Origin of the sequence: Streptomyces flaveus, from assembly GCF_014647675.1 — a bacterium.
In the GTDB taxonomy this organism is placed as follows: Bacteria; Actinomycetota; Actinomycetes; order Streptomycetales; family Streptomycetaceae; genus Streptomyces; species Streptomyces flaveus.
In genome coordinates this window covers 43,084-66,031 of record NZ_BMPQ01000008.1, presented here as the reverse complement: position 1 = coordinate 66,031, position 22,948 = coordinate 43,084, and the positions used below count along the sequence as shown (strand labels likewise).

The 22,948-nt window shown below is 70.3% G+C and carries 20 protein-coding genes; 9 read left to right on the top strand and 11 right to left on the bottom strand.

Going from position 1 to position 22,948, the window contains the following annotated elements; all coding sequences use genetic code 11:
• The first annotated feature begins 15 nt into the window (after positions 1 to 15).
• The 3 genes from IEZ21_RS18260 to IEZ21_RS18250 all read left to right on the top strand — a co-directional run bounded on the left by IEZ21_RS18260 (position 16) and on the right by IEZ21_RS18250 (position 3,105).
• Complete coding sequence (locus IEZ21_RS18260) at positions 16 to 1,170, top strand: acyl-CoA dehydrogenase (RefSeq protein ID WP_189322980.1); 1,155 nt, start codon at positions 16 to 18, stop codon at positions 1,168 to 1,170.
• A gap of 9 nt (positions 1,171 to 1,179) precedes the next feature.
• Positions 1,180 to 2,055: an acyl-CoA dehydrogenase family protein gene (locus tag IEZ21_RS18255; protein ID WP_189322979.1), complete on the top strand. Its 876-nt coding sequence runs from the start codon at positions 1,180 to 1,182 to the stop codon at positions 2,053 to 2,055.
• A 486-nt stretch (positions 2,056 to 2,541) separates the two neighbouring features.
• On the top strand, positions 2,542 to 3,105 hold the full coding sequence (locus tag IEZ21_RS18250; RefSeq protein WP_189322978.1) for an ATP-binding protein: 564 nt from the start codon (positions 2,542 to 2,544) through the stop codon (positions 3,103 to 3,105).
• A gap of 471 nt (positions 3,106 to 3,576) precedes the next feature.
• On the opposite strand, the gene IEZ21_RS18245 is transcribed toward IEZ21_RS18250, so the two are convergent.
• Positions 3,577 to 4,503, bottom strand: coding sequence for a cyclase family protein (locus IEZ21_RS18245; protein ID WP_189322977.1), 927 nt, complete (start codon positions 4,501 to 4,503; stop codon positions 3,577 to 3,579).
• 97 nt (positions 4,504 to 4,600) lie between these two features.
• Between IEZ21_RS18245 and IEZ21_RS18240 the strand changes: the two genes are divergently transcribed.
• Genes IEZ21_RS18240 through IEZ21_RS18230 form a run of 3 tightly spaced genes read left to right on the top strand, consistent with a single transcriptional unit; the run spans position 4,601 to position 7,756 of the window.
• Positions 4,601 to 5,515, top strand: coding sequence for an SDR family NAD(P)-dependent oxidoreductase (locus IEZ21_RS18240; RefSeq protein ID WP_189322976.1), 915 nt, complete (start codon positions 4,601 to 4,603; stop codon positions 5,513 to 5,515).
• A gap of 24 nt (positions 5,516 to 5,539) precedes the next feature.
• Positions 5,540 to 6,697, top strand: a complete 1,158-nt coding sequence (locus tag IEZ21_RS18235) for an acyl-CoA dehydrogenase family protein (protein WP_189322975.1) — start codon at positions 5,540 to 5,542, stop codon at positions 6,695 to 6,697.
• 9 nt (positions 6,698 to 6,706) lie between these two features.
• Positions 6,707 to 7,756 carry a Zn-dependent alcohol dehydrogenase gene (locus IEZ21_RS18230; protein ID WP_189322974.1) on the top strand — a complete coding sequence of 350 codons (1,050 nt, stop codon included), beginning with the start codon at positions 6,707 to 6,709 and terminating at the stop codon, positions 7,754 to 7,756.
• 309 nt (positions 7,757 to 8,065) lie between these two features.
• Here IEZ21_RS18230 and IEZ21_RS18225 read toward each other — a convergent pair whose 3' ends face one another.
• Both IEZ21_RS18225 and IEZ21_RS18220 read right to left on the bottom strand, forming a co-directional pair.
• Positions 8,066 to 8,818, bottom strand: a complete 753-nt coding sequence (locus IEZ21_RS18225; RefSeq protein WP_189322973.1) for a TetR/AcrR family transcriptional regulator — start codon at positions 8,816 to 8,818, stop codon at positions 8,066 to 8,068.
• 25 nt (positions 8,819 to 8,843) lie between these two features.
• Positions 8,844 to 10,049 (bottom strand): serine hydrolase domain-containing protein, encoded by a 1,206-nt coding sequence (locus IEZ21_RS18220; RefSeq protein WP_189322972.1) that lies wholly within the window; start codon positions 10,047 to 10,049, stop codon positions 8,844 to 8,846.
• Positions 10,050 to 10,333: 284 nt separating this feature from the next.
• Between IEZ21_RS18220 and IEZ21_RS18215 the strand changes: the two genes are divergently transcribed.
• Entirely contained in the window at positions 10,334 to 11,161 is an 828-nt protein-coding gene (locus tag IEZ21_RS18215) for an SDR family NAD(P)-dependent oxidoreductase (protein ID WP_189322971.1), read from the top strand.
• Between the two features lie 99 nt (positions 11,162 to 11,260).
• On the opposite strand, the gene IEZ21_RS18210 is transcribed toward IEZ21_RS18215, so the two are convergent.
• Positions 11,261 to 12,427: an alpha-hydroxy-acid oxidizing protein gene (locus IEZ21_RS18210; protein WP_189322970.1), complete on the bottom strand. Its 1,167-nt coding sequence runs from the start codon at positions 12,425 to 12,427 to the stop codon at positions 11,261 to 11,263.
• 367 nt (positions 12,428 to 12,794) lie between these two features.
• Here IEZ21_RS18210 and IEZ21_RS18205 point away from each other — a divergent pair, with 367 nt between their 5' ends.
• Entirely contained in the window at positions 12,795 to 13,688 is an 894-nt protein-coding gene (locus IEZ21_RS18205; protein WP_189322969.1) for an alpha/beta hydrolase, read from the top strand.
• Positions 13,689 to 13,909: 221 nt separating this feature from the next.
• On the opposite strand, the gene IEZ21_RS18200 is transcribed toward IEZ21_RS18205, so the two are convergent.
• Positions 13,910 to 14,926 carry a GlxA family transcriptional regulator gene (locus IEZ21_RS18200; protein ID WP_189322968.1) on the bottom strand — a complete coding sequence of 339 codons (1,017 nt, stop codon included), beginning with the start codon at positions 14,924 to 14,926 and terminating at the stop codon, positions 13,910 to 13,912.
• A 71-nt stretch (positions 14,927 to 14,997) separates the two neighbouring features.
• On the opposite strand from IEZ21_RS18200, the gene IEZ21_RS18195 reads away from it, so the two are divergent.
• The gene (locus IEZ21_RS18195; RefSeq protein ID WP_189322967.1) at positions 14,998 to 16,332 is read left to right on the top strand and encodes an MFS transporter; all 1,335 of its coding nucleotides are present in this window, start codon (positions 14,998 to 15,000) and stop codon (positions 16,330 to 16,332) included.
• Between the two features lie 31 nt (positions 16,333 to 16,363).
• Here IEZ21_RS18195 and IEZ21_RS18190 read toward each other — a convergent pair whose 3' ends face one another.
• From IEZ21_RS18190 to IEZ21_RS18165, 6 genes are all read right to left on the bottom strand, one after another.
• The gene (locus IEZ21_RS18190; RefSeq protein ID WP_189322966.1) at positions 16,364 to 16,663 is read right to left on the bottom strand and encodes a helix-turn-helix domain-containing protein; all 300 of its coding nucleotides are present in this window, start codon (positions 16,661 to 16,663) and stop codon (positions 16,364 to 16,366) included.
• Between the two features lie 4 nt (positions 16,664 to 16,667).
• Entirely contained in the window at positions 16,668 to 17,012 is a 345-nt protein-coding gene (locus IEZ21_RS18185) for a type II toxin-antitoxin system RelE/ParE family toxin (protein ID WP_189322965.1), read from the bottom strand.
• Between the two features lie 84 nt (positions 17,013 to 17,096).
• The gene (locus tag IEZ21_RS18180) at positions 17,097 to 17,714 is read right to left on the bottom strand and encodes a flavin reductase family protein (protein WP_189322964.1); all 618 of its coding nucleotides are present in this window, start codon (positions 17,712 to 17,714) and stop codon (positions 17,097 to 17,099) included.
• Positions 17,715 to 17,795: 81 nt separating this feature from the next.
• Positions 17,796 to 18,680, bottom strand: coding sequence for an enoyl-CoA hydratase/isomerase family protein (locus tag IEZ21_RS18175; RefSeq protein WP_189322963.1), 885 nt, complete (start codon positions 18,678 to 18,680; stop codon positions 17,796 to 17,798).
• A gap of 160 nt (positions 18,681 to 18,840) precedes the next feature.
• The gene (locus IEZ21_RS18170; protein ID WP_189322962.1) at positions 18,841 to 21,066 is read right to left on the bottom strand and encodes an acetate--CoA ligase family protein; all 2,226 of its coding nucleotides are present in this window, start codon (positions 21,064 to 21,066) and stop codon (positions 18,841 to 18,843) included.
• A gap of 665 nt (positions 21,067 to 21,731) precedes the next feature.
• The gene (locus tag IEZ21_RS18165) at positions 21,732 to 22,946 is read right to left on the bottom strand and encodes a flavin-containing monooxygenase (RefSeq protein WP_189322961.1); all 1,215 of its coding nucleotides are present in this window, start codon (positions 22,944 to 22,946) and stop codon (positions 21,732 to 21,734) included.
• Positions 22,947 to 22,948: the final 2 nt, after the last annotated feature.

The following is a 22,948-nucleotide window of genomic DNA, read 5'->3' as shown; positions in this document are numbered from 1 at the left end:
ACGAGCGGACGCGTCATGGACCTCGCGTACACGCCCGAAGAGGAGGAGTTCCGCGCGCGGCTGCGTGAGTGGCTGGGCAAGGTGCTCCCCACGCTGCCCCCGAAGCCGTCCCCCGACGACTGGCCGGCCCGGCGCGCGTACGACCTCGGCTGGCAGCGCATGCTGTACGACGCCGGGTACGCGGGCCTGCACTGGCCCGTCGACGCGGGTGGCCGAGGGGCGACCCCGACACAGCATCTGATCTTCCTGGAGGAGACGGAAAAGGCAGGTGCCCCCTACGTAGGGGCCAATTTCGTCGGCCTGCTGCACGCCGGGCCGACGATCGCCGCCGAGGGCACCGACGAACAGCGGGCGCGCTGGCTGCCGCCCGTGCTGCGCGGCGAGGAGGTGTGGTGCCAGGGGTTCAGCGAGCCGGACGCCGGTTCGGACCTCGCGGCGTTGCGCACGCGCGCGTGGCGTGACGGCGACGACTACGTGGTGAGTGGGTCCAAGATCTGGACTTCCCATGCGGAAGTCGCCGACTGGTGCGAGCTGCTGGTGCGTACGGATCCCGAGGCGCCGAAACACCGGGGCATTTCCTGGCTCGCGATGCCGATGGATGCCCCGGGGATCACGGTCCGCCCCTTGCGGACGCTCGCGGGCTCCACCGAGTTCGCGGAGGTCTTCCTCGACGAGGTGCGGGTGCCCGTGGCCAACCGGGTCGGCCCCGAGAACGACGGCTGGCGCGTGACCATGGTGACCCTCTCCTTCGAACGCGGCACGGCCTTCGTCGGCGAGGTGGTGGCCAGCCGACGCGTCCTGGGCGAACTGGCCCGCGAGGCGCGCAAGAACGGCCGCTGGGACGACCCGGCGCTGCGCCGGCGGCTGGGCAGGCTGAACGCCGAGTTCCGCGCCCTGTGGCGGCTCACGCAGTGGAACGTCAGCGAGTCCGAACGGACCGAGGGCGTCCCGGGCATCGGGGGTTCGGTTTTCAAACTGAGGTACTCGCACGCGCGGCAGGAACTGTACGACGCCGCCGCCGAGGTCCTCGGCCCGGAATCGCTGGACCTGTCCCGCGAGTGGACCCTGGACCGGCTGTCGTCCCTCTCGTACACCATCGCGGCCGGCACCTCGCAGATCCAGCGGAACATCGTGGCCGAGCGGATCCTGGGCCTCCCGAAGGGGCGGTGACCTCCCGACATGGACTTCCAACTCACCGATGACCAGCGGGCGTTGCGGACAGGCGTACGCGAACTGCTCACCGGCCGCTTCGGGCGCGAACAGCTCCGGGCCGCGGTGGACACCCCGGGTCTCGACCGCGCACTGTGGCGCGAGCTGGGCGAGGCGGGCTTCTTCGCGCTGAGGCTCCCCGAGGCGGACGGCGGTGTCGGACTCGGGCTCCCCGAGGCGGTCCTGGCCTTCGAGGAGGCGGGCCGGGCCCTGCTGCCCGGCCCGCTGGTGGCCACGCACCTGGCGGCAGGCGAGGTCCCCGGAGCCGCCACCGGCGAGCGGGTCGTCGCGGCCGTGGACGGCACCCTCGTGGAGTGGCTGGACGAGGCGGACGTCGTACGCGGAGACGTGACGGGAGCCGTCGCGATGCGCTCGGCAGACCCGCTGACACCCCTCCACCGGGTGCCGCGGGCCGCCCCGGCCGACCCCGTGGCCATCCTGCTCACGGCCGCCGAGCAGCTCGGCTCGGCAGCCCGTACCTGCGAGCTGGCCGTGCAACACGCCCGGACGCGTGAGCAGTTCGGGCAGCCGATCGGAGCCTTCCAGGCGGTCAAGCACCTGTGCGCGGAGATGCTGGTACGCGTGGAGGTGGCACGCGGCGCGGTGTACGCGGCCGCCGTCACGGCCGACCCGCTCGACATCGCCGCGGCCGGACTGCTCGCCGACGAGGCGGCCGGACAGGGTGCCCGCGACTGCCTCCAGGTGCACGGCGGCATGGGCTTCACATGGGAGTCCGACGTGCACCTTCATCTGAAACGTGCCTGGGTGCGGGCCCGGCGGGGCCATAGCGCGGCGGACGCCGAGGAGGCACTCGCGGAGGATCTGCTGTCCCCGGCGGCGCGATAGGCGAGCCACTTGAACGGCCTCCGCGTGACCTCTTTGTCGCCGATCGTGGCATCCCGAAACGGACTGATGCCGCGGAATGTGGCATACCGGAATTACCGTGCGTCGATATCGGGTTGTGTCCGAGGTGTGATCCGTCACGGCCTGGAGTCGGCGGCGTGCTCCGGTACCTTGTGTGGGATGCGAGTGGTTCTGAGGCCGAGCCATCCCGGTGTTGCCCCTGAGGCGGCTCCGGGCCCGGCGGTGCGCCGCCCTCGCAGGGCGGGATCAAGCCCCGGTCCAGCCCGTTCGGCTCCCCACGGCGAGCGTCGCACAGTATGCCGCACGCATACTCCTTCGCGCTGGAATATGCCCGAAGCGCTTGTTGGGGTGACTGTACGTCAACCATGCTGTCACGTAAGGGAATCACGGTCCGTGACCCCTGTTTTGCCCATGATCGTGGCCCTTGGCCGCGAGGCGATGTGTCCGCCGGTTCGGATGGTGTGAACGGTGCAGGTGCTTCAAGCGCAGCTGGAGATCGGGCCCGACCCCGCAGAGGTGGGGCGCGCCCGCAGATGGGTCCGTTCACGGATCGCGGGGTCCGGTATAGGAGCCGATGAGCCGCTGGCCGAGACGCTGATCCTGCTCGTCTCCGAACTGGTCACCAACGCCGTGGTGCACACCGGCCGTCCGGCCGTACTGCGTCTGTCGCTGCCGGGTGCGGCGGGCGACGCGGCGACGGAGGGGGGCGCTTCGGGAGAGGCCTGCAGAGAGGTCCCCGCCACGGTCCGCCTGGAGGTGGCCGACACCAGCGACCGCCCGCCGCGCCCCCGGTGCGCGGACGGCGACGAGACCAACGGCCGCGGCCTGGCGCTCGTCGACGGCCTCGCCGACCGCTGGGGCTGGAGCCCCGAGGGTGCCGGCAAGCGCATCTGGTGCGAGGTGGACCGCTGTTCGGACCGGAGCGCGGACGCGGAGACGTGCGACGCGGCTCCGGCGGCGTGCGAGGGCGGCGCGGCGGCGTACCGGAGTGGCGCGACGGCGTACGAGGACCTGGCGTACGAGGCGGTCTGATCGGACGGTGCGGTACCGCGCCCCTTAGGAGGCCGCAGGCCTCCTAAGGGGCGCGGGGAACTGCGCGACCGGCCACAACCAACCCGCAGCTTCGAAACGCGCTACCCGGCGGAGCGCCAGTGCGCCGGGTAATGCTTCCGTGCGTGCGCTCACAAATCGGTCGTAAGTGATGAATCCCCGAACAGGTGTTGACGTGACGTGTCCGTTTGATCACGCTTGTGGGCAGCGATTCGCCGTGAGGGGACGACGAGGGTTTCGGTGACGGGGAGCCCTCGGCGAGTGCGGGTCGTGATTCGGCGTCGGCTCCTACAGGGCCACGGGGTGTCCTCGCTCGGGCGGGGGTCGTCCGAGGGGCAGGGTGGGTGCGCCGGAGCCGGATGGCGGCGCGCAGTGCCGTGCTCGGGGCAGCGGAGCGCGCCGCCAGCCGATCAACGCGACATCGGATCAGTGCAACCGCCGATCAGTGCGAACTCAGAAGATGGCGACCGGCGCCACAGGGGTTCCCGTGCCGCCGGCGAACGGTTCGGGCATCGCCGACAGCAGGAACGTATAGCGGGATTCTTGTCCACAGGCTGTGGACAACTCTTCGAGGTTCCAGTTCTGGCCCTGAAGCATGCCCATCTCGACGAGATCGAGGGCATGGACCGGCAGCCACAATCCGTCTATTTCCGGCGGAAACATCTCAAAGGTGAGGGTGTCGTTCGCGACCGCCGCGACATCGCGCGCATGGAACCACTCCGGAGTGCGGACGGACAGTCCGGGCGAGGGGTACGCGTACGCGTGCTTGTCGCCCGCCAGACAGAGCTGGATCTGTCCGGTGCGTACGAGGACGATGTCACCGGAGCGGACACGGATGCCCGCGAACTCCTCGGCCGTCTCCAGGTCTTCCGGTGTCACCGCGTGATCGCCCGCCAGGCGATCCGTCCCGCGTGCGCGGGCCACGTCCAGCAGGACGCCGCGCGAGGCGATGTGCCGGGGCTTGTCGATACCACTGAACTCCGCGCCGGCGTGGGCCGTGACGGTGTCGGCCGGACGGCCGTTGTAGATCTTCCCCGAGTGCGAGACATGAGTGAGCGCGTCCCAGTGGGTCGCCGCCTGGAGCCCCATCGTCACGACGTCGTCGCTGCACGCCACCGTTCCCGGACCGAAGATCTCCTGGTTGATCTGCACCATGGCATGCAGGGGATTGACGCGCCCCGGGATCATCCCGGTCTGCACGCCGTCCTGCTGGAGCGGGAGGGCGAGCGGGACGCGGCGGCCGGTGCGGACGGTCGCGGCGGCCTCGCGTACGACCTCGTCGGTGATCAGGTTCAGTGTGCCGATCTCGTCGTCGGTGCCCCAACGGCCCCAGTTGTTCACGCGCTTGGCGATCTCATGGAACTCGGCCGGCAGTGACATGGGTCCTCCCCGGGGCTTGTCTCCAGGTATCTGACGGGTCGTAGAATCAACTGAATCTAACGGTCCGTCAGAAACTCTGGGACGGGAAGGGGCCGGTGTGGGGAACTTCTTGGCAGACAAGGTCGTCGCCGTGACCGGAGCGGGGCGGGGCATCGGACGCGCCGTCGCGCTCGCGGCAGCCGCCGAGGGAGCGCGGGTCGTCGTCAACGACTACGGAGTCTCCGTCGACGGTGGTTCACCGACCAGCGACGTCGCCGATGCCGTGGTGAAGGAGATCCTGGCGGCCGGAGGTGACGCGGTCGCCGTCGCCGAGGACATCTCGACGATGGCGGGCGGACAGCGCGTCGTCGACACCGCGCTGTCGTCGTACGGGCGGCTCGACGGCGTTGTCTGCGTGGCCGGGATCCTGCGCGAACGGATGCTGTTCAACATGTCCGAGGAGGAGTGGGACCCGGTCCTCGCCACGCACCTGAAGGGCACGTTCACGGTCTTCCGGGCGGCCTCGGCGGTGATGCGCAAGCAGGGCTCGGGCACGCTGATCGGCTTCACCAGCGGCAACCACCAGGGGTCCGTCTCCCAGGCCAACTACAGCGCCGCGAAGGGCGGGATCATCTCGCTGGTACGGAGCGCCGCGCTCGGCCTGCACAAGTACGGGGTGAGCGCCAACGCCGTGGCACCCGTCGCCCGTACGCGGATGTCGGCGAACGTACCCATGGAACTCAAGGAGATCGGCGAACCCGAGGACGTTGCCGCACTGGTCGTCTACCTGCTGTCGGCCCGTGCCCGCGACGAGGGGATCACCGGGCAGGTCTACACGATCGCCGGGCCCAAGATCGCGGTGTGGGCACAGCCGAGGGAGCTGCGGGCGGCGTACGCGGAGGGCGCGGGCTGGACTCCGGAGCGGATCGCGGACTTTCTGCCGGGGACGGTGGGGGTGGATCCGATGCCGATGCTGGAGCAGTTGGAGGCGATGGCCCGGGCGGCTTCGGAGAAAGCGCGGCCGAACGAATAAGAACGCACAAGGGGTTGGGGACCTATGGAGTTCGGATTCGGCGCTGAGGACGAGGCCTTCCGGAGTGACGTACGAGCCTGGCTTCGTGCGCACCTTGTCGGCGACCCGCCCCGGCGTGAGTGGGAGCGGGAGCTCGGGCGGGGCGGATGGATCGGGCTCGGCTGGGGCGCCGGCGGATACGGGAACCGCACCGCGAGCCTCATCCAACAGGTCGTCTGGGCCGAGGAGTACGTCCGCTCCCGCGCCCCCGCCCGGTCGGGCCACATCGGGGAGAACCTGCTGGCCCCGACGCTCCTCGCGCATGGTTCTCAGGAGCAGAAGGACCGTTTCCTGCCGCCGGTCGCCCGGGGCGAGGAGCTGTGGTGCCAGGGCTACAGCGAGCCGGGGGCGGGGTCGGATCTCGCAGGCGTACGTACAACGGCCGTACGCGACGGGACTTCCTACCGGGTGACAGGCCAGAAGATCTGGACCTCCCTCGCCCACGAGGCGGACTGGTGCTTCGTGCTGGCCCGCACCGAGCCGGGGTCGCGGCGGCACCACGGGCTGAGCTTTCTGCTGGTTCCGATGGATCAGCCGGGGCGGATCGAGGTGCGGCCGATCCGGCAGATGACGGGGACCAGTGAGTTCAACGAGGTCTTCTTCGACGGGGCGCACGCGCGCGTGGAGCACGTTGTAGGAGGTGAGGGGCAGGGGTGGCGGGTCGCGATGGGGCTGCTCGGCTTTGAGCGGGGGGTCTCGACGCTGGCCCAGCAGGTGGGGTTCGCGCAGGAGTTGGGGCGGGTTCTGGAGACGGCCGTCTCTACGGGCGCGGCGGACGATCCCGTCGTACGCGATCGTCTGGTGCGGCAGTGGGCCGAGCTGCGGACGATGCGATGGAACGCGTTGCGGACTCTGGGCAGTTGGGGGCCAGGGGCCTCTGCGGACGCCGGGGCTCCCAGTGTCGCCAAGCTGCTGTGGGGGCGCTGGCATCAGCGGCTCGGGGAGCTGGCGATGCAGGTACGGGGCGGCGAGGCGACGGTCGGGCCGACGGACTGGACGCCTTCAGAACCGTACGAACTGGATGCCCTGCAACACCTGTTTCTGTTCAGCCGGGCCGACACCATCTACGGCGGCTCGGACGAGATCCAGCGCACCATCATCGCCGAGCGGGTGCTCGGCCTGCCGAGGGAACCGAAGGGCTGAGGTGGCCACATGCGGGGCGTGATCTTCGACGGGAAGCAGGCCCAGGTCGCGGATGACCTGGAGATACGGGACGTGGGGCCGGGCGAGGTGCAGGTGGCGATCTCGGCGGCGGGGCTGTGCCACAGCGATCTCTCGGTGGTGGACGGGACCATTCCGTTCCCCGTTCCCGTGGTGCTCGGGCATGAGGGCGCGGGGGTGGTCGAGGCGGTGGGCGCGGGCGTCACGCATGTCAGGACCGGAGACCATGTGTCGCTCTCCACGCTCGCGAACTGCGGTGCCTGCGCGGAGTGCGACCGGGGGCGGCCGACGATGTGCCGCAAGGCGATCGGGCGACCGGGGCAGCCGTTCACGCGGGACGGCCGGCCGGTGTACCAGTTCGCGTCCAACTCGGCCTTCGCGGAACGCACCTTGGTGAAGGCCGTCCAGGCGGTCCGCATCCCCGAGGACATCCCGCTGTCCTCCGCCGCGCTGATCGGCTGCGGGGTGCTCACGGGCGTGGGCGCGGTGCTGAACCGCGCGCGCGTGGACCACGGCGACAGCGTGGTGGTGATCGGTACGGGTGGGATCGGACTCAACGTCATCCAGGGGGCGCGGATCGCGGGCGCGTCCACGATCGTCGCCGTGGACGCGAACCCGGCGAAGGAGGCGACGGCGAGGCAGTTCGGCGCGACACACTTCCTGACGTCGACGGAGGGCACCCGGGACATCCTTCCGACGGGCGCGGACCACGCCTTCGAGTGCGTGGGCCGAGTCGAACTCATCCGCCAGGCCATCGACCTGCTCGACCGCCACGGCCAGGCGGTCCTGCTGGGCGTCCCCCCGGCGACCGCGGAGGCGTCCTTCCTCGTCTCGTCGATGTACCTGGACAAGTCGATCCTGGGCTGCCGGTACGGGTCCTCGCGGCCGCAGCGGGACATCGCCCTGTACGCCCAGCTGTACCGCGAAGGCCGCCTGCTGCTGGACGAGTTGGTGACGGCGACCTATCCGGTCGAGGACTTCGAGAAGGCGAAGGCGGACGCGGAGGCGGGGCGGGTGGCGCGGGGGGTGTTGACCTTTTGAGGCCGGGCTGCGTGGTCTGGTCGGCGCGGTCTGGTCAACGGTGCAGCCCCCGATGCCTCCCGCAGGGGCCTTGCCTCGCGCGAAGGTGACACTCCGGCCGCGAACTGTCACCTTCGCGGGGGAGTCACCCCTCGCGTGCGGCTGAACTGCCCCGCCGCAGCCGGATGCGCCCCTGCGGCTGCCCGGTGACCCCCCTCGCCCGTCCACACGGCGAAGTCGAGGTCGGTGGCGGCCACGTCCTCCCAGGCCGGCAGAGACTCCGCCGGCGCCTGCGCGGTCTCGCCAATTGCTCTGTTGCCCGACGAGGCGTCAGTTCTCCGTGTGTTCGCTTCCTTCTGCGCGGGCTGCGCGGGCTGCGCGGGCGCGCTGCGCGCGGAGCTCCACGGCGTCGAGGAACAGGCCGATCGCGGTCTCGAACTGGTCCTCTTCGTCGATTTCCGCGAGATAGGGGGCGACCTGTGCCAGGTTCGGGTACCGCTGTGGCGAGGCCGTCAGGTACTCGCGGCGCCAGGCCTGCCGGTCGCCGTCCTGAGCGCCCTTGTCCAGCACGTTGAAGGAAGCCTCGAAGGCGCCGGCGGCGAGTGCCGTATCGGCCAGGACCCGGTAGTACGAGGCCGCTTCGCGTCCCTGGAGGCCGGCCTCGAGCAGGGCGCCGATGACCACGTCGGCGCCCTGGAACTCCGGCTCGCGCCGCGAGGTGCGGGCCGCGACCAGGACGGCCACACCCGGGTGCCGCAGGCATGCGGCACGGATCCGTCGGGCGAGCGACGCGAGGGTCTCGCGCCAGCTGTCCGACGGTGCGAAGTCGTGCAGGGCATCGCTGACCAGCCGGGCGGCCAGGCCGAGCAGCAGGTCGTCCTTGCCGCGGAAATACCGCAGGACGGCTGTGTGGTCGGCGCCCAGATCGGTGCCCAGCCGACGGAAGGTGAGCGCCTCCGGACCGTCCCTCTCGATCACGGCCATCGCGGTGTCCAGGATCAGATCTGCGGTGAGGAAGGACGCCTGACGCTGCTTCCGCCGCGCGGAAGTGGCTCCTGCCGAGTTGGTCTTCGCGCGTGTCATGGCCGTCATTTTATCAACGGCGTTGTCAACGATGGTCATCCTGCAGATGATCGGCCACCGCCTGCAGTGCCGTGACGGACTCCGCGTCACGCGAGGGGTCGTCCGCCGTCGGCCACGCGCTGGTCTTGACGATCACCACGTCGGCGTCCGGGTCCACATACAGGTACTGGCCGTGGATCCCCACCGCGGTGAACGGACGTCGCTCGCCGCCGAGTGTCCACCACTTGTTGCTGTACCCGTAATACGGGTAGCCGCTGGGGCCCAGCGCGCCGATCTCCAGGTGCGGCACCCTGTGTCCCCGGCTGCGCGTCACCCATTCCTCGGGCAGGATGCGCTGCCCGTTCAGCTCTCCACCACGGGACATCAGCAGCCCCAGCCGGGCCATGTCGCGGGCGGTGGCATTGAGCGAGCCACCGGCGATCGCGGTACGCGGATGCCCCCGGGTGAGCCAGTAGTACGCGTCGTGCTCAGCGCCGATGCGGCTCCAGAGGCGCTCTGTGGCGTACTGCGCGAGGGAGCGGCCGGTGGCGGACTCCAGCACCCATCCCAGGACCTGGGTGTCGATCGTCGAGTAGCTGAACTGCGTGCCGGCCTCGGTCGAACGCTTGGCCGAGGACACTACATCGTGCAGTGAGCCGCCACCTGTAGTGGCCTTGGCGAACCGGTTGATCAGGCTGTCCCGAACGGTGTGGTCCTCCACCAGGTCACCCACCCCGCTGCTCATGTCGAGCAGCTGCTCGATGGTCACCCCGTCGAAGGCGGAGCCCACCAGCCTCCTGCAGTACACCGTCACCGGCTCGGTCACATCCTTGATCGCCCCCTCGTCGAGGGCGATCCCGACCAGCATCGACGTCACCGACTTGGTTATCGAGAACATCTGGAACCGTACGTCGTCCCCGGCGAAGCACCCCGGATACGACTCGTGGACGATCTCGCCACCATGCAGCACGACGAAGGAGGTGGTGTTCGTTCGAGCGTGCAGTTCGGCAAGGCTCCACTCCCGCCCCTCGAAGCCGTAGGTCACTTCCAGGGGGCGCGGTCGCCGGGGCAGGGGGAACACATCCCCGCCGCGGCGGACGTCTTCGGTGGGCATGAGGAGATTCATGTGAGTGAATGTCCACTCATTGACCGGGCGGCCGGTCATCACCTCGTCCTGGTGGCGCCACAGCCACAGCGCCCCGGCGCCCGCCGCGGCGGCTCCCAGCAGCCATCCACCCGCTTCAATGCGCATTACTGAACTCCTTCATCGCATGGACATGCCGAGCTCCGGCGCCCTCACTCTGGCTTGCCGATCCATCGGTGTCAACGGTGGTGCTAACTCTGGTGTCAGTATAGGTGTCACCAGTGTTGACACACTTCGGGTGAGTGGTCATGATGACGACGGGATCGTTGGACCCCCCTCTCCGGCACTCCACGAAGGACAGCGCATGACAGCCATCCGAGAAGAGCTGTGCTGCAGGCCCGCCCCAGGCGGACGTACGGTGAAACGCTCGCGGATCACAGGAACGGTGACCGATGAACGGCACTGAACTGCCCACCGCGCGCCGCCTGTTCGGGAAGCTGCCCTTCGTCGACCCGGGCCGGCCCCCGCTGCCCGCGAGAACCGCGTTCCTGACCGGTGCCAGCTCGGGCATCGGCAAGGCGCTGGCAGCCGAGCTGTGCGCTCGCGGCTACGACGTGTACCTCACCGCGCGCAGAATCGAGGTCCTGGAAGAACTGCGGGCACGGCTCACCGCCGCGTTCCCGCAGCGTTCGGTGACCGTGGCCGCTCTCGACGTGACCGAGCACGAGGCCGTGGCGCGGGCGGTCGACGACGCGGCCCGGCAATTCGGCGGACTCGGAATGGTCATCGCCAACGCGGGGGCCGACGACTGGGGCAACATCGGGGAGGGCCGCTTCGAGGCGCACCGCGCGGTGGTCGACGTCAATCTGCTGGGTGCGATGGCGACCATCGACGCGGCCGTCGCACACTTCCGCAGCAAGGGCGGCGGGCAGGTGGTGGGCGTCACCTCCGTCGTGGCCGCGGCGGGCCTGCCGGGCGGGGCACCGTACTGCGCCTCCAAGGCAGGGCTCACGAGGTACCTTCAGTCGCTCCGAGGCGAGCTGTGGAACAGCGGCATCACCGTGACCACGGTCGCACCCGGCTACATCGACACCCCGATCAACGAATCCCTGGGCGACAAACGACCGTTCCTCATCGACACCCGCACGGGCGCCCGCAAGATCATGGACCGCATCGAGTCCGGCGCCGTCCACGCCACAGTGCCCCGAGTGCCCTGGACCGTCGTCGAGTACCTGCTGGCCCGGCTCCCGACCCGTCTGCTGCGGAAGGTCCATGCCTGACCGCCCAGGCCCGGGGACCACTGACGCACCGGTGCCGAGCCGCCATCACCCGGTGACCTTCGGGCCGGTGGTTCCTCGAGGCGAACGCGTTGTGGCGTCTCACATGACGCGCTGGAGGGCTTCCGGAGTGAGGTGGCCGAGGGTGGGATAGCCGTCGACGGCCATGATCAGGTCGGCTTCGGCGAGCAGTGAGCGCAGCACGTGGACGATGCCGTCGGTGCCGCCGAGGGCGAGGCCGTAGGCGTAGGGCCGGCCGATGCCGACGGCGGTGGCCCCGAGGGCGATGGCCTTGACGATGTCGGCCCCGCTGCGGATGCCGGAGTCGAACAGGACCGGCAGTCCGTCGGCGGCCTCGACGACAGCGGGTAGTGCCTGAAGGGCGGGGAGGCCGCCGTTGGCTTGCCGGCCGCCGTGGTTGGAGCAGTAGATGCCGTCCACGCCGCCGTCCTTGGCGCGCCGGGTGTCCTCGGGGTGACAGATGCCCTTGACGATCAGTGGCAGGTCGGTGAGTGAGCGCAGCCACGGCAGGTCGTCCCAGGTGAGGGGGTTGCCGAAGACCTGGACCCACTGCAGGACGGCCGCTTGGGGATCCTCCTCCGGTGTGCGGGACAACCGGGACCGGAAGACCGGGTCGGTGGTGTAGTTCGTCAGGCAGTGCCCGCGCAGCTGGGGGAAGTTGCCGCCGGCGAGATCGCGCGGACGCCAGCCGGGCACCCATGTGTCGAGGGTGACGACGATGCCCTTGAACCCGGCCGCCTCGGCCCTGCGGACGAGGCTTTCCGCCAGGTCCCGATCGGAAGGGGTGTACAGCTGGAAGAAGCCAGGTGTGTCGCCGAGTTCGGGGGTGACCTGTTCCATCGGGTCGGCGGAAAGGATGGAGGCGACCATGGGCACTCCGGTGCGGGCGGCGGCCCGTGCGGTGGCCAGGTCACCGTGCCCGTCCTGGGCGCACAATCCGATGACCCCGACAGGGGCCATGAACACCGGTGACGGCCACGTCGTTCCGAAGAGCTCCACCGACAGGTCGCGCTCGGCAGCACCGACGAACATCCTCGGGATGAGCCCCCAGCGGTCGAAAGCCGTGACGTTGGCCCGCTGAGTCCGCTCGTCCCCGGCGCCTCCGGCGACGTACGACCACACCGAGGGCGACATCGCCGCTTGAGCCCTGGCCTCCAGTTCCTCATGGCTCATCGGGAAGGACGGCAGCACCCCCGCCAGCCCGTTGAGGTAGATCTCGTCCTGGTAGGAGCCGAACGTCTGCTTCATGATGTCCTTCCCGTCGCGTAGGCCGGCAGAGTGCCGCGCCCGTGTCAGAGTTGCACCGGCGGACCTGCCAGACCTCGGACACGCCCTGATCCGGCTGCCGGAGACGCGTAACTGCGCCGCGATCAGCGGCCCCGACAACCTCATGCTGCAGGCCAACCTGCATTCGGTGACCGACGTCCTTCGCTTCGAAACTTCCAGCGTCCGGCGACGCAAGTCGGACGGACGTGGAGCTTTCCACGCGGCGCCGGATGAGCGTGTCGTCCGGCTGGTGAAGGACGGCTCCTACCTGCCTATTGCGCGAAGAAGAGCGAGCGCCCATTATCAGGAATCCTGTTGTTTTAAAGTTGCATCGAAGGGTGGCCGAGGCATGCCATTGAGCCCCAGAATCCAGGCCAGAGGGATCCAACTGCTGCTCGGCCGGATGATGTCGCGCGTCCACAAGGACCTGCGCTTCACGGACATCCCGAAGCGCACCGAAGCCCTCCTGGTGGAGACCGGTGCCGGCCCGGTGCCCTGCACGGTCTACCGCCCGTCGGCCGACACCGGAACTCCCGCCCCCGTGTACGTCAACTTCCACGGCGGCGGGTTCGTGGTCGGCCGCCCGGAGCAGGACGACCACATCTGCCGTTACATAGCCGCCACGGCCGGCTGTGTCGTGATCAACGTGGACTATGCCGTCGCCCCGCAGCGGCCCTTCCCCGTGCCCGTCACCCAGGCGTACGACGTCACCGCGTGGGTCGCCGAGAACGGCCCTGCCCACGACTGGGACGGCTCGCGCCTTGCCGTGGGCGGACACAGCGCCGGGGCCAACCTGACGGCCGCGGTCTGCCGCATGGCCCGAGACCGCGGCACCTTCTCGCCCCGGCTCCAGATCATCGACTCCGCAGCGCTCGACCAACTCGCCGACCCGGCCACCAAGCAGTCCCTCATCGCCAAGCCGCTGCTCACCCCCCAGATCATGCGGGTCTTCACGGCCGCCTACGTCCCCGACCCCGCCGACCGTGCCAACCCCCTCGTCTCGCCCGCACTGGCCGATGACCTCGCCGGGCTCCCTCCCGCCCTGGTCATCACCGCGGAGAACGACCGCCTGCGCGACGAGGGCGACGCCTACGCCAAGGCTCTGGAGGCCGCCGGCGTTCAGGTCACCCACCGTGTCTTCGAGGGAGTCGATCACTACTTCACCCACATCGGCCCGGTACCGGAGGGGAAAGCAGCCATCGACCTGATGGCAACCACCTTGCGCACCGCACTCAGCGTCTGATGCCAGCCGGTCGAGGCAGGCGAGTTCGGTTGCGGTGAGACGGGGGCCACAGAGCAGGCGGGTGTCCTGGCGGCCGGCTTCCTCCGGCCAGACGGGTCCGCTCGTGCGCGAACAGCGCCCGCCGCTCCGCCCCATGCAGACACGACAGCATCGCCGTCGACACCACAGCCCCCAGTGCCGGAATCGCCACCCGGCCGGTGACACCGTCGTACGGGACCGCCTCACGCGCCTCCTCTGCCGACGGCCTGGTCGTGGCCGCTCCAGGAGCGGAACGTCCGCCGATACGCGGTCGGAGTGATTCCTAGCGCCGCCTGGAGGTGCTGCCGCATCGACTGGGCCGTGCCGAAGCCGGCGTCGCGGGCCACCTGGTCGATGGAGAGGTCGGTGGACTCCAGGAGGTGGCGGGCGCGTTCGACGCGCTGCTGGGTGAGCCACTGGCCGGGGCTGACGCCGGCCTCCTCGCGGAAACGGCGCGTGAAGGTGCGTACGGACATGGACTCCTGCTCGGCCATGTCCCGCAGCTGGATCGGTTCATGGAGGCGGGCCAGCGCCCAGGCGCGGGCGGCGGTCGTGGTCGCCATCTGCGGCTCGGGCACCGGCCGCTGGATGTACTGCGCCTGTCCGCCGTCACGGTGCGGCGGTACGACGGTGCGGCGGGCCACGTCGTTGGCGACGGCGGTGCCGTGATCGCGCCGTACGAGATGGATGCACAGGTCGATCCCGGCCGCGACTCCGGCGGAGGTGAGGACGTCCCCGTCGTCGACGAAGAGCACGTCCGCGTCGACCTTGATCTTCGGGAAGAGCCGCTGGAAGTGCTCGGCGTGGAACCAGTGCGTGGTCGCCGGGCGGCCGTCGAGGTATCCGGCGGCCGCGAGGACGTATCCGCCGGTGCAGATGGAGACGAGGCGGGTGCCGGGGCGGATGTGGCCGAGGGCGGCGGCCAGTTCGTCGGTGAGTACGCCTTCCTCGAAGACCGGGCCGAGTTCGTACGAGGCGGGGATCACGACGGTGTCGGCCGTGGCCAGCGCCTCGGGACCGTTCTCGACGAGCACGGCGAAGTCGGCGTCCGTCTCGACCGGGCCGGGTGGCCGGATCGAGCAGGTGACGACCTCGTACAGCTGCCGCTCCTCGGCGGTCCTCGCGCGGCCGAAGATCCGCTGCGCGATGCCCAGTTCGAAGGGGAGGAGTCCGTCCAGGGCGAGGACGACGACGCGGTGCCGAGCCTGAGAACCACTCATGGCCCGATCCTAACGAATGCTGTCTTTCGGGCCACTCGATCGCGGTCATCGCAGCACAGAAGCTCTATGACGTGACTGAGACGACGGAAGATTCAGCAGTCCAGGACTCCGCGAGGACGTCCGAGAGGCAGTCCGAGGGGGCGAGAAAACGGCGCCGCACGCGCGTGCACCGCGCGTGGTTCGTCGCCGCCGTCACCTTCGTGACGATCCTCGGCGCCGCGGCCTTCCGCTCCCTGCCGGGCCTGCTCATCGATCCTCTGCATCAGGAGTTCCACTGGTCGCGCGGCACGATCGGGCTCGCGGTGTCCGTCAATCTCGCGTTGTACGGGCTCACCGCGCCGTTCGCCGCCGCGCTGATGGACCGCTTCGGGATCCGCCGGGTGGTCGCGGTCGCGCTGCTGGTGATCGCGATCGGCTCGGGCGCGACCGTGTGGATGACGGCGGCGTGGCAGCTGATGCTGTGCTGGGGTCTGCTGGTCGGGCTGGGGTCGGGCTCGATGGCGCTGGCGTTCGCGGCGACGGTCACGAACCGGTGGTTCACCGAGCGGCGCGGACTGGTGACGGGCATCCTCACGGCGGCCTCGGCGTCAGGTCAGTTGATCTTCCTGCCGCTGCTGTCCTGGATCATCTCGGAGCACGACTGGCGTCCCGCCGCCGTGACGGTGGCACTGGCGGCCCTCGCCGTCGTCCCCTTCGTATGGCTGCTGCTGCGGGACCATCCGGCGGACGTGGGGCTGAAGCCGTACGGATCACCGGAGTTCGTGGAGAAGCCGCCGCCCGTGCCCGGCGCCGCCCGCCGCACGGTGAACGTCCTCTTCTCTGCGGCCCGCACCGGCCCCTTCTGGCTGCTGGCCGGCACCTTCGCGATCTGCGGCGCCTCGACGAACGGCCTGATCCAGACGCACTTCGTGCCCGCCGCCCACGACCACGGCATGCCGATCACGGCGGCGGCTTCGCTGCTCGCGGTCATCGGGATCTTCGACGTCGTCGGCACGATCGCCTCCGGCTGGTTCACGGACCGCTTCGAGCCGCGGCGGCTGCTGGCCGTCTACTACGCCCTGCGCGGCGTATCGCTGCTGTTCCTGCCGATGCTGCTGGCGCCCTCGGTGCAGCTCCCGATGGTCTTCTTCATCGTCTTCTACGGCCTCGACTGGGTGGCCACCGTCCCGCCGACCCTCGCTCTGTGCCGCGAGCAGTACGGCGACGACAGCGCGATCGTCTTCGGCTGGGTCCTGGCTTCCCACCAGGTGGGCGCCGCCCTCGTCGCCTTCCTCGGCGGCTTCGCCCGCGACACCTTCGGCTCGTACGACGTGGTCTGGTACGCCTCGGGGGCACTGTGCGCGGTGGCGGCGCTGATGGCGTTGGTGATCCGGAGGAGGCCGGGGACGAAGGTGGCTCTCGCCTGAGCCCGGAGGGCATTCAGCCTGAGGACAGGATTCAGCTCGTGCGGTCGAGCGGCTCGAAACCGACGCGCAGGCGCAGGCCGAGCGCCATGGCGAGGCGTTCGAGCAAAGGCAGCGTCGGCATGGTGCCTCCCGCCTCGAACCGGGCGACCGCAGGCTGCTGCAGCCCGGCCCGCTGCGCGAGCTGCGCCTGCGTCATCGCCAGGGCCTCTCGGCGCTCCCGCACGGCCGAGCCCAGCTCGAAACGGATTCTGGCAGCGTCGTAAGCCTCCCGAGCCTCCGGCGAGGCAAGGGTTTCGTCCCGCAGCTCGTTCCAGCTTCTGCGTTCGCTCATGGCCTCACTCCTCGTCCGTGCTGTGCTGCTCGTCGACGCACCGGGCGAGGGCCCGCCGGGCACGTTCGACCTCGCCGAACTCCCGCATTCGCTGCTTGCGGAACACGGTCAGCAGGATGATCCGGCGCCCTGACGCGATCCAGTAGGTGATCCGGACCGAGTCCGTGTTCAAGTGGAAACGCAGCTCCCGGAGCTTGCCGTCCAGCTGCCGCGTGTACGGTTCGCCGAGCAGCGGTCCGCGATTGGCCAGAAGGTCGACGTAGAACGCGACCGTACCGCGATGGTTGTCTGTTAGCCCGAGGAACCATCGCTCCACCTCCGGCTCGAGTTCTACTTCACCCCACGTCATAACAGCGACGTTATGAACAGCCTAGCCTGCGTGCTCGAAGATCACGAGAGGTGCACTCGATCGGGTGGCGGACGATGCTCGGTGTCAGAGCGTGAACTGCCCGAACTTCCCCCGATGGAACAGCAGTGGAGCGTCATCGCCGTCGGTCGTCCCCAGCGCCTCCACCCGCCCCACCACAATCAGATGGTCCCCGCCGGTGTGCACGGCGTGGATCGTGCAGTCGATCCACGCGAGCGCCCCGTCCAGCCGAGGCGACCCGGACACCGGCGCCGCGTCATAGGTGACCCCCGCGAACTTGTCCGCCCCGCTCACCGCGAACCCGCGGCACAACTCGCCCTGGTGCGCCCCCAGTACGTTCACGCAGAACACGCCCGCGTGAGCGATCCGCGGCCACGTCGTCGACGTACGCGCGACCATGAACGCGACCAGTGGCGGATCGAGGGAGAGGGAGGAGAAGGACTGGCAGGCGAAACCGGCGGGGCCGCCCTCGCCGTCGGCGGCGGGTGCGGTGACAACGGTCACCCCGGTCGCGAAGTTCCCCAGTACGCGCCGGAATTCGCCCTGATCGACCGGCGCCCGCTCATCGTCCCCGACAGCGCGCAGATCCGGCCGCGGCAGGGCTTCGACGGGCCCCTCTGCGGTGGAGGCCCCGGTAGACCTGAGGTAGCGGACGGCAGCGGCGGCCATCCCTGCATGTCCCATCACGCCCTCCATTGAACCTGACGGACCGTCAGATAGGAACCCTCTGAACCCCAGCGCCCGCACCCTCAGCGCCCGCTGCCCTCAACGTCCCCTGAACTCGGCCCCGCGCCGCTCCACGAACGCCGTCACCCCTTCCTTCGCGTCCGCCGTCGTCATATTGATCTCCTGCGCGGCGGCCTCGGCCGCGAACGCGGTGGCACGGTCGACGTCCAGGGACGCGTTCACGAGCTGCTTCGTCAGAGCGAGGGCCCGGGTCGGCCCGGCGGCGAGGCGTTCGGCCCACTCGCGGGCCGTCTTCTCCAGCTCCTCCGCCGGTACGACGCGATTGACGAGCCCGAGGCGTTCCGCGTCCGAGGCACTCAGCGCGTCGCCGAAGAACATCAGCTCCTTGGCCCGCTGCGGTCCGATCAACCGGGGGAGGAGGTACGCGCCGCCCCCGTCGGGGACCAGACCGCGCCGTACGAACACCTCCACGAACCTGGCCGGTTCGGCGGCTATCACCAGGTCGCAGGCGAACGCGAGGTGTGCGCCGATGCCCGCCGCGGTGCCGTTCACCGCGGCGATCACCGGTTTCTCGCAGTCGAGGACGGCGGCGATGAGGCGCTGGGCGCCGAGACGGATGACCCGGGCCACATCGCCGGCGACCCGTTCCGCGGCGGGTGGCCCGCCGCGCAGGTCGGCGCCCGCACAGAAACCGCGGCCCGTCGCGGTGAGTACGACGGCACGTACGTCCGGGTCGGCGGAGGCTTCGGAAAAAAGTTGGATCAGGCGTTCTCGCTGGTCAGAGGTGATGGCGTTCATCGCCTCGGGCCGATTGAGGGTGATCCACGCGACCTGATTGTCAGTGGCGTGCCGTACCAATGAATCGAGGGAAATTTCGGGGCCGGAGCGCTGGTCGGGACCGGCGCTCCGGGATGAGTGGGACGAGTCAGGGGATTCGCGGGAAGCACGGGGGGAGTCGGACATGGGGGTACTCCGTTTCGTACGGGGGATGAAGGGTGCCGTTCGCGAAATCGCCGGCGCCGTACGCGGGGACGTGGGCACCGTATGGGGGATCGTCGGCGCCGCACGCGTGATCGCGGGCGCCGTCCGCGCGGTGGCGTGGCGGTGGCGAGGGTCGCTTGCCTCAGCGGCACACCGCCATCGCGTCCAGCGCGACGGCCCCTTGCCCCCTGGGCAGCACCATCAGCGGGTTGATGTCGAGCTCCGCCAGCTCGCCGTCGAGTTCGAGCGCCATGCGCTGCACCCGGAGCACGACCTCGACCAGCGCGTCGAGGTCGGACGGGGGGCGCCCGCGGACCCCGTCGAGCAGCGCCCGCCCGCGCAGCTCGCCGAGCATGGCCCGCGCCTGCTCCTCGCCGAACGGCGGCACGCGTACGGCCGTGTCCCGCAGCACCTCCACGAGTACGCCGCCGAGCCCGACCGTCACGGTCGGCCCGAAGAGATCGTCCTGCGTGACGCCCACGACCATCTCGACTCCGGGATCGACCATCTGGCACACCAGGACCCCGTCGAGCGAGACGCCCTCGTAGCGGGCGATGTCGGTCAGCTCCCGGTAGGCGTCGCGGACCTGACTGGCGGAGGTCAACCCGACCTTCACCAGGCCCAGTTCGGTCTTGTGGGCGAGTTGCGCGCCGGAGGCCTTCATCACGACGGGGTAGCCGACGAGCCCGGCCGCCCGCACGGCCGCCGCCGCGCTCGTCACCAACTGCTCGCGGGGTACGCGGATTCCGTACGCCCGCAGAAGCTGCTTCGCCGCGTGCTCGCTCAGCTGCTGTCCCGGCCGCATCAGCGCCTGCGCCTTACGGAAGGAGGGCGAGTGCGTGCGCGGCGCCTCGTCGAAGGGGGAGCGGTACGAGGCGGTGAAGCGGCCGTGGTCGAGGTGGGCGCGGACGGCCGTGATGCAGTTCGCGAAGGTACGGAAGGTCGCGACGCGCGAGGAGCCCAGCAAGGTGTCGCGGTACGCGGACTCGGTGCCGACCGGCGATCCCCACACCACGCACACCAGCTTGTCCGTCTGTTCCGCCGCGTCCACCAGGTCCTGCGCCAGTTGGTCGCTCATCGGCGGGAAGGGCCCGGTGATCGGGCAGATCAGCACGCCGACCGCCGGGTCGTCGAGGATCGCATCGATGATCTTGCGCCCGCGCCAGTCGCCCACGGGGTGCCCGCCATTGTCGACGGGGTTGGCGACGTCGAGGTACTCCGGTATCCACTGGTGCAGCTCGGCCTGCTTGGCGTCCGACAGCCGCGGCAGACGCAGTCCCGCCTCGGTCGCCAGGTCCGAGAAGTGCGCGCCCGTGCCGCCCGAGATCGAATAGACGACGACTCCGTCGGCGCTCAAGGGGCGGGCGCGGGCCAGCAGGGCCGCGGTGTCCTGGAGTTCGTCGAGTCCGTCGACGCGGATCACGCCGTACTGCCGCATCGCCGCGTCCACCACCGCGTCGGCGCCGGTCAGCTTGCCGGTGTGTGAGGCGGCCGTGCGGGCGCCGGTCTCGGTGCGGCCGACCTTGACCGCGACGACGGGGACACCGCGCCGGGCGGCCCGGTCGGCGGCGAGCATGAAGGAGCGGCCGTCCTTCAGCCCTTCGACGTAGCAGGCGATGGCGCCGACCTCCGGCTGCTCGGCGAAGTAGGAGATGAAGTCGGCGGTCTCCAGGTCGGCCTCGTTGCCGGTGGGCGCCCAGTGCGAAAGCCGTACGCCCAGCTCCTGCATCGTGAAGACCGGACGGCCTTGGTGTCCGGACTGGGTGATCAGTGCGATCGCGGGCCCGTCCAGGTCGTCGCGGAACTTCTCGAAGGCGTTGAGGTTGGTGTTGGGCCCGAGCAGTCGCAGCCCGGAGCGTTCCACGGCGGAGGCGAGGCGGGCCTGCGCGGCGGCGCCCTCCGCTCCGGTCTCGGCGAATCCGGAGGCGAAGGCGACCGCGAACTTCACCTTGGTCTCGGCGAGTTCCTCGATCACGGGAAGGGGGTCGGAGACCAACAGCACGGCCAGATCGACCTGTTCGGGCAGGTCCGCGACAGAAGGGACGCAGGAGATGCCGAAGACGGACTGACGGGTGGGGTGCACCGGGTGCAGCCGGGCACCGACCCGCTCGGCCCAGGAGAGCAACTGCCTGGTGATGCCGGTGTTCGGCCGCCCCTCGGCGTCCGAGGCGCCGACGACGGCCACGGACTCGGGGCGGAAGAAGCGGTCGAGGTCGGGTACGCCGGCGTACAGCGGCCGGCCGCTGACGTCGAGGTCGTCGGTGGCGGCGGGCCTGCCGTGCACGGCAGGCGCCGGTTGCTCGCCGCAGGCGATGACCCGGGCCCGGCGGGAGTCGGTGGTGAGGGTGCCGTGGGTTGATCCAAGCATCGGTCCGCCCGCTCCTGTGTGACTGCCAATAACTGACGAAGTGTCAGATTACTGAACTGACGCCTCGTCAGGAACCGGGCTGCACGCAAAGAACTTGTGGCGGACACATGGTTGGTACCCGCCACGGTCGTCACAGGAACGTGGCGGGTTGGCATCCGGAGGGGCTAAGCGCTCCGCTGGAGGCGCAGTGATTCGGGTGCGGGCCGGTGGGGGCTGGTCGCTCCCCCACTCTCGGCTGCGCTCGAGCGGGGGGACCCCCATCGCGGTGGAGCCGCAAATTGGCACAGCCCCGCGCCCCTAACCCCCGCCAGGGGGTGGGGGTGACAGTCGTGTCGCGGCTGCGGGTGCGTTGTGGCTGGTCGCGCCCCGCGGCGGAGCCGCATATAGATACAGCCCCGCGCCCCTAAAAGGAAGGCCTGCGGCCTCCTTTTAGGGGCGCGGTGCCGCACCGGACTTCACCAAGGCCGCTTAGGCTCCCGGATACCGGGCGCGCGGGCCGACTGGAGTGTCGGATGCCCCGGATGTGCGGGACACGCCGGACGTCCCGGGCGGGGCAGCCCCTCCGGAAGCGAGGGTCGCGCCCCGCACCATGCCCGTTGCCGCTCGCCGTGCGGGCTACCCCGCCCGCACCGACGCGGGCGGGGTAGCTCACGCGGACGCGGGCGCTACCTCCGTGCCCGCGCCCCCGCCTTGGTAGTCGCCTTCACAATCGCCTTCGCGATCTTCTGGGCATCCAGGGCGAGTTCGCGGAGCATGCCGCTGATGGGGTTGCTGAAGCCGGTGAAGTAGAGGCCGGGGGCGTTCTTCGGGGTGCGGGGCCCGTGGACGACCGGGCGTCCGCGTTCGTCCAGGACGCCGAGGTGGCCGACGAGGTCCTCCAGGGCGCGCCGGTAGCCGGTCGCGGCGATGACGACGTCCGGGTCGATCCGGTCGCCGTTCGCGAGGACGACCTTGCCGTCCTCGAAACCGTCGACGGCGGCCACGATCTCGACCTGCCCCTTGCGTACGGCGTCGATCAGGCCGACATCCTGCACCGGGATCGAGCCTTCGTGCACGCGGGAGTAGAGCCCGGTGTCGGGCCGGGGCAGGCCGTGGGCCGACAGATCCGGCACGCTGATCTTCCCCACCGGCCCGGCCAGCCGGTCCACCAGACCGACCGGCAGCCGCCGTACGAGAATCCCGGTGCGCTGGGCGGGCCACCCGGCCGTGGACCGGCGCAGGATGTGCGGCGCGGTGCGCACGGAAAGCCGTACGCGCGAGGCCCCGCCCTCAACGAGGTCGACGGCGATCTCGGCACCCGTGTTGCCGATGCCGACGACGAGGACGTCGCGGCCGGCGTAGGGGGCGGCGTTGCGGTACTGGCCGGCATGCAGCAGCTCGCCCTTGTGCGCGTCGCGGCCCGGCCAGTCGGGCACGTGGGGCGTGTGGTTGTAGCCGGTGGCGATCACGACCGCGCTGCCGGTCAGCTCACGACCGCCGGTGGCGCGCAACAGCCAGCCGGTGCCGTCCGCGGCGGGCTCCACGCGGGAAACCTCGACCCCCGTCACGACCTCCAGCTCATGGTGCTCCGCGTACTTCTCCAGATACCGCACCACGTTGTCCCGCGAGACCCAGCGCCCGAACGAGCGCGGCATCGCAAGGCCCGGCAGGGACGACAACCGCCGGGTCGTGTGCAGATGCAGCCGGTCGTAATGCCGCCGCCAGGACGCCCCGACGTGCTCGGATCTCTCCAGTACGACGGCTCGTACGCCCTGGGCGCGCAGGGCGTACGCCGCGGAGAGTCCGCCCGGGCCGCCACCGATGACGTATACGGGTCGGTCTTCGTGGGAGGGCACCGCGTGGTGCGCCGGAGAACGCGTCGCATCGGGAGAGTCGGCCATGT